Source organism: Streptococcus sp. 4094 (genome assembly GCF_013277125.1).
Taxonomy (GTDB): Bacteria; Bacillota; Bacilli; order Lactobacillales; family Streptococcaceae; genus Streptococcus.
This window is the reverse complement of the sequence record NZ_VMMI01000055.1, coordinates 1-6,512: the sequence shown is the minus strand read 5'-3', so window position 1 is coordinate 6,512 and position 6,512 is coordinate 1. Positions and strand designations below refer to the sequence as shown.

Sequence of the window (6,512 nt, the reverse complement as noted above, 5' to 3'; positions counted from 1 at the left end):
GATGGTGTGAAGGTAACAGCCAAATCAGGAGAAGGCGACTTTGAAAATAGCAAAGAAAGCGGAGCGTACACAAAACAAAGTCACAGTGTGACTACAAATACACTAGTCAAACCATACAAACAAAATGTTACAGATAATGATTTGTTAGACGCTGTAAATGCTGAACACAAACAGTCTGCTAAGTTGAAAGATGGAACAAGCTATCCTACAACAGATGGTTTCCATGATATTGAACTTACAGTGACATATGAAGATGGTAGTACGGAAAATGTACCAGTGAAATATAAAATCACAGATGCTTCTAAAGGGACTATCGACCAAGCAGCTAAGGCTAAGAAAGATGAGATTGATAAGCGTACCGACTTGACGAAAGAAGAGAAGGACAAAGCGAAATCTGATGTTGAAACAGCAGCAGAAAAAGCTAAGAAAGCTATTGACGACGCGACAACTAACGATAAGGTAGATGAAGCGAAGAATAATGGCAATACAGCTATCGATAACATCAACCCAACTGGCGATAAGAAATCTGACGCTAAGAAAGAAATCGACAAAGCGGCTGAAGCTAAGAAAGATGAGATTGATAAGCGTACCGACTTGACGAAAGAAGAGAAGGACAAAGCGAAATCTGATGTTGAAACAGCAGCAGAAAAAGCTAAGAAAGCTATTGACGACGCGACAACTAACGATAAGGTAGATGAAGCGAAGAATAATGGCACTACCGCTATCAATAATATCAATCCAACTGGCGATAAGAAAGCAGCAGCTAAGAAAGAAATCGACAAAGCAGCTGAGACTAAGAAAGCTGAGATTGATAAGCGTACCGACTTGACGAAAGAAGAGAAGGACAAAGCGAAAACTGATGTTGATACAGCAGCAAAAGACGCTAAGAAAGCTATTGACGACGCGACAACTAACGATAAGGTAGATGAAGCGAAGAATAATGGCACTACCGCTATCAATAACATCAATCCAACTGGTGATAAGAAAGCAGCAGCTAAGAAAGAAATCGACCAAGCAGCTAAGGCTAAGAAAGCTGAGATTGATAAGCGTACCGACTTGACGAAAGAAGAGAAGGACAAAGCGAAAACTGATGTTGATACAGCAGTAACTGTCGCTAAGAAAGCTATTGACGACGCGACAACTAACGATAAGGTAGATGAAGCGAAGAATAATGGCAAACAAGCTATCGATAATATCAATCCTCAGCCTGCTCCTCGTCCAAATCCAACTCCACGTCCTGACGACAGTGCTAACACCAACAGCGGTACTAATGCCGATAACGGTGCTAACACGAACAACGGCGGTACTACCACCCCTGCTGACAGCAATAGCAACAGTGTGACACCAGGTAACAGTGGCAACACTCCAGTCCCTAGTGTGACGACAGACGATAGTAGCAACACCACCCCTGCTACTCCATCATCTACTGTTGGACAGGCTCAAGCAAGTACTCCAGCTCAAGAAACACCAGTTTCTACATCTACTTCAAACAATTCAGGCACTCCAGTGACTCCTAGTGAGACTCGTTCTGTTGACAAGTCTGAACTTGCTCGATTGGTTGAAGAACTGGAAACTCGTTTGAAAGACTTGGATGGTATTGATCAATCTGTCATCGACGCTGCGAAGGTCATTCTCGGAGAGGGTCAAGAAGCCCTTAGAAATGCTGACTTGACAGAGGCAGGCTTGAAAGAGATGACTGACAAGGTCAAAGAAGCACTCGAATCCTTGAAAGGCAAGCAAGCGACTAAGGATGAAGAAGAAACGAAACAAACAAGGAAAGAGCAAGGTCATCTTCCATACGGTACGATGATTGGCAGCCTTCTCGCCCTTCTTGGTCTCCTTCTCTTCCTCATCGCGCGTCGTAAGAAAGAGTCAGAACTCAAGAAATTGACCAAGGAATTAACTAAGGTTCTTCAAGACGGTGACCTTACAAGTGTAGATGCGAAAGTCCTTGATCAAGCACGAGAAGCTCTCGCTCAAGCAGTTGTCTTCCTAGCCAATGAGAAAGAGTCTGACCACACAGAAGATGAGTTGATTGATAAACTCAAAGCTATTCTTACTCAGTTAAGATAAGTTAAGCTTAGACTAGTCGGAAACTAGCTAGAATAGTACTCGAAAGAGCAACGGTGAAAGCCGTTGCTCTTTTTGATATTTTTTTTGTATTTCATAAACATTTCATATTTGGATTTTATAATAGTCTTACAAATATGGAGGTGACAAATGAATCCAATCCAGAGAGCTTGGGCTTATGTCAGCAGAAAACGACTGAGAAGTTTTATTTTATTTCTGATTTTATTGGTCCTATTGGCTGGAATTTCAGCCTGTTTGACTCTGATGAAGTCCAACAAAACAGTGGAAACCAATCTTTACAAATCACTCAACACATCTTTTTCTATTAAGAAGACAGAGAACGGTCAGACTTTCAAGTTGTCAGACCTAGCATCTGTAAGCAAGATTAAGGGACTGGAAAATGTTTCTCCTGAACTCGAGACGGTTGCAAAACTAAAAGACAAGGAAGCAGTGAGTGGCGAGCAGAGCGTTGAACGTGATGATTTGTCAGCTACGGACAAGAACCTGGTTAGCTTAACAGCTCTGGATGATTCATCCAAGGATGTGACCTTTACCAGCTCGGCTTTCAATCTAAAAGAAGGGCGACACCTTCAAAAAGGGGATTCAAAGAAAATCATCATCCACGAAGAGTTGGCTAAGAAGAACGGTCTTTCCCTTCATGACAAGATTACCTTAGATGCTGGTCAGTCAGAAGCTGGTAAAGGACAAACTGTTGAGTTTGAAATCGTCGGAATCTTCTCTGGTAAAAAACAAGAGAAATTTACAGGCTTGTCTTCCGACTTCAGTGAAAACCAAGTCTTTACAGACTATGAAAGTAGCCAAAGCCTTTTGGGAAATGGTGAATCTCTAGTCAGTGCAGCTCGCTTCTATGTAGAAAATCCTAAGGAAATGGACGGACTCATGAAGCAGGTAGAAAACTTGGCCTTGGAAAATCAAGGCTACCAAGTTGAGAAGGAAAACAAGGCCTTTGAACAAATCAAAGACTCAGTTGCAACCTTCCAAACCTTTCTGACCATTTTCCTTTATGGGATGTTGATAGCTGGAGCTGGAGCCTTAATTTTGGTCTTGTCTCTCTGGTTGAGAGAAAGGGTCTACGAAGTGGGAATTTTACTTGCACTTGGCAAAGGCAAAAGCTCGATCTTCCTACAATTCTGTTTAGAGGTGCTGTTGGTATCTCTCGGAGCTTTGCTTCCATCCTTTATCGCTGGAAATGCCATTACATCCTATCTGCTCCAAACACTACTAGCAAGTGGAGAACAGGCAAGTTTACAAGACACGCTAGCTAAAGCAAGCAGTCTATCAACTAATATCCTATCATTTGCAGAATCCTATGTTTTTCTAGTTCTGCTTAGTTGCTTATCAGTAGTCCTTTGTTTCGTATTTCTATTTAGAAAATCACCTAAAGAAATTTTATCATCCATTAGTTAAGAAGGAGAAATCATGACTTTATTACAATTACAAGACCTTACTTACCGTTATAAGAACACTGCTGAAGCAGTCCTATATCAGATCAATTATCATTTTGAACCCGGGAAATTTTACAGTATTATTGGAGAATCAGGAGCGGGGAAATCCACTCTCTTATCCCTACTTGCTGGTCTAGATAGTCCTGTTGAAGGTTCGATTCTTTTCCAAGGAGAGGACATTCGTAAGAAGGGCTATTCTTACCATCGCATGCACCATATTTCTTTGGTCTTTCAAAATTATAACTTGATAGATTATCTTTCTCCACTGGAAAATATCCGCTTGGTCAACAAAAAGGCAAGCAAGGATACGCTGCTTGAGCTTGGTTTGGATGAAAGTCAGATCAAGCGGAATGTTCTCCAGTTATCAGGTGGTCAACAGCAACGTGTTGCCATTGCTCGTAGTTTGGTCTCAGAAGCTCCAGTTATTCTAGCGGATGAGCCAACAGGAAATCTGGACCCTAAAACTGCTGGAGATATTGTCGAACTGCTCAAATCACTTGCCCAGAAAACAGGTAAATGTGTCATCGTCGTAACCCACAGCAAAGAAGTGGCAGCAGCGTCAGATATTACACTTGAGTTGAAGGACAAGAAACTGACTGAAACTCGCAATACTACGAAATAATACGAGCTTTTTCTGTTCGAACTATAAAATAGAACAACATTTAGAAAGGGAACCTATGTTACACAACGCATTTGCCTATGTTACAAGGAAGTTTTTCAAATCGATTGTCATCTTCCTGATTATTCTCCTCATGGCGAGCTTGAGTTTGGTCGGCTTGTCGATCAAGGGAGCTACTGCCAAGGCTTCTCAGGAGACTTTTAAAAATATCACCAACAGCTTCTCCATGCAAATCAATCGTCGCGTCAATCAAGGAACGCCACGTGGTGCTGGGAATATCAAGGGTGAAGACATCAAAAAAATCACCGAAAACAAGGCCATCGAGTCTTATGTGAAACGCATCAACGCTATCGGAGATTTGACTGGATATGACCTTATTGAAACGCCAGAAACCAAGAAAAATCTGACACCTGACCGTGCCAAACATTTTGGAAGCAGCTTGATGATTACGGGTGTTAATGACTCCTCTAAAGAAGACAAGTTTGTCTCTGGTTCTTATAAGCTGGTCGAAGGAGAGCACCTAACAAACGACGACAAGGACAAGATCCTCCTGCACAAGGACTTGGCAGCCAAATACGGCTGGAAAGTAGGGGACAAGGTTAAACTGGACTCCAATATCTATGACGCAGACAATGAAAAAGGTGCCAAGGAAACAGTCGAAGTGACAATCAAGGGACTCTTTGATGGTCACAACAAGTCAGCAGTAACCTACTCACAAGAACTCTATGAAAATACAGCTATCACAGACATTCACACGGCTGCAAAACTTTATGGATACACAGAAGACACAGCTATTTATGGGGACGCAACCTTCTTTGTAACAGCGGACAAGAACTTGGATGATGTTATGAAAGAGTTGAATGGCATCAGTGGTATCAACTGGAAGAGCTATACACTCGTTAAAAGCTCATCTAACTACCCAGCTCTTGAGCAATCCATCTCTGGTATGTACAAGATGGCCAACCTCCTCTTCTGGGGTAGCTTGAGTTTCTCAGTTCTTCTCCTTGCCCTCTTGCTCAGCCTTTGGATCAATGCCCGTCGCAAGGAAGTGGGAATTCTCCTCTCTATCGGTCTCAAGCAGGCAAGTATCTTGGGTCAATTCATCACTGAATCCATCTTGATTGCCATCCCTGCTCTTGTTTCTGCTTACTTCTTAGCTACTTACACAGCGCGTGCAATCGGAAATACTGTCCTTGCCAATGTGACTTCAGGTGTTGCCAAACAGGCTAGTAAGGCGGCTCAGGCCTCTAACCTTGGTGGTGGTGCAGAAGTAGATGGCTTTAGCAAGACCTTGTCGAGCCTAGATATTTCCATTCAGACATCAGACTTTATCATCGTCTTTGTCCTTGCTTTAGTTCTAGTGGTTCTCGTTATGGCGCTTGCATCAAGCAATCTCCTCAGAAAACAACCAAAAGAACTTCTGCTGGATGGTGAATAATACTGATGCTAGACTGAAAAATGAGGCTAGCAACTGAAAGTTTTAAAATGATAAATAAATCCGAAAGCAGTGGTGAAAATCATTGCTTTCAGTTGTTTTCTTTGTACTTTAGTACTTAAATATGATATACTAAGGTTATGGAATTTATTAGAAAGGAGTTTCGCAACTTATATATGGAATTGTGCATAAAAATCTATAGAAATCTTATCTTGAAAATAGATAGATAAATCTGTAGAAGCCTATCCATATCGCAAACATAGGCTAGTAGACCTAGGCAGGGTCTACTTTGGAAAATATAGAATAGTGAGGAAAAATAAACATTATGAGACAAACAAATGTTAGAGGAAGCTTGTCCCTCCGTGGTTTTAGAAAATTGAGAACTGGTGCAATTGTTGCGACAGGTGTGATTCTACTGGGTCTGGGCTTTTTAGCTCCAACTGTGTCAGCCAGTGAACAAGATGGCGTCTGGGTAGCCAGAACAGTTGAGGAAGTGAAAGCTGACCTTCAAAAAGAAGGTGATTTATTTAAGTATGTCATTAAGTGGGGAGATACATTAAGTGTTATCAGCGAAGCAAGCAATATCCCTGTAGATGTACTCCAAGAAATGAATCAAGCTTCAGGCAAGAATTTATTCTTACCGCACAATGAATTGTACTTTACTGAAGCTGAAACGGTTTCAGATACAGTCACAAAACACAAGATTGTCATCAAAGAAAGCGGTGCAAGTGGCGAAGTTCGTACTTATGAAGTCTTGCTCAAGAAAGACCAAGAAACAAAAGCTGTTACCTTTGAATTAACAGATGTCACTGAGAAAGTTGAAAAAATGACTGTGAACTATAGCCCAGTCTATCAGCCTGTATCAGCACCAGTAGCGCCAAAAGCGGAAGAGCCAGTGACACCAGCAGAAGCAGGAACAACA

The 6,512-nt window shown here is 41.7% G+C and carries 5 protein-coding genes; all 5 read left to right on the top strand.

What is annotated here, in order from left to right; all coding sequences use genetic code 11:
- The coding region (locus tag HT721_RS10160) for a DUF1542 domain-containing protein (RefSeq protein WP_173229757.1) at nucleotides 1–2,073 on the top strand (2,073 nt) is incomplete at its 5' end.
- Nucleotides 2,074–2,220: 147 nt separating this feature from the next.
- Nucleotides 2,221–3,498 (top strand): ABC transporter permease, encoded by a 1,278-nt coding sequence (locus tag HT721_RS10155; protein WP_173229755.1) that lies wholly within the window; start codon nucleotides 2,221–2,223, stop codon nucleotides 3,496–3,498.
- 12 nt (nucleotides 3,499–3,510) lie between these two features.
- Nucleotides 3,511–4,158 carry an ABC transporter ATP-binding subunit Vex2 gene (gene vex2, locus HT721_RS10150; RefSeq protein WP_173229753.1) on the top strand — a complete coding sequence of 216 codons (648 nt, stop codon included), beginning with the start codon at nucleotides 3,511–3,513 and terminating at the stop codon, nucleotides 4,156–4,158.
- Nucleotides 4,159–4,213: 55 nt separating this feature from the next.
- On the top strand, nucleotides 4,214–5,593 hold the full coding sequence (gene vex3, locus HT721_RS10145) for an ABC transporter permease subunit Vex3 (RefSeq protein WP_173229751.1): 1,380 nt from the start codon (nucleotides 4,214–4,216) through the stop codon (nucleotides 5,591–5,593).
- 322 nt (nucleotides 5,594–5,915) lie between these two features.
- Nucleotides 5,916–6,512 (top strand): LysM peptidoglycan-binding domain-containing protein (locus HT721_RS10140; RefSeq protein WP_173229749.1); only part of this gene is annotated, 597 nt, incomplete at its 3' end.

What these genes read in the sequence shown, in the direction of transcription:
- vex2 (WP_173229753.1), top strand. Translation starts at nt 3,511, where the DNA reads ATGACTTTATTACAATTACAAGACCTTACTTACCGTTATAAGAACACT.
- HT721_RS10155 (WP_173229755.1), top strand. Translation starts at nt 2,221, where the DNA reads ATGAATCCAATCCAGAGAGCTTGGGCTTATGTCAGCAGAAAACGACTG.
- vex3 (WP_173229751.1), top strand. Translation starts at nt 4,214, where the DNA reads ATGTTACACAACGCATTTGCCTATGTTACAAGGAAGTTTTTCAAATCG.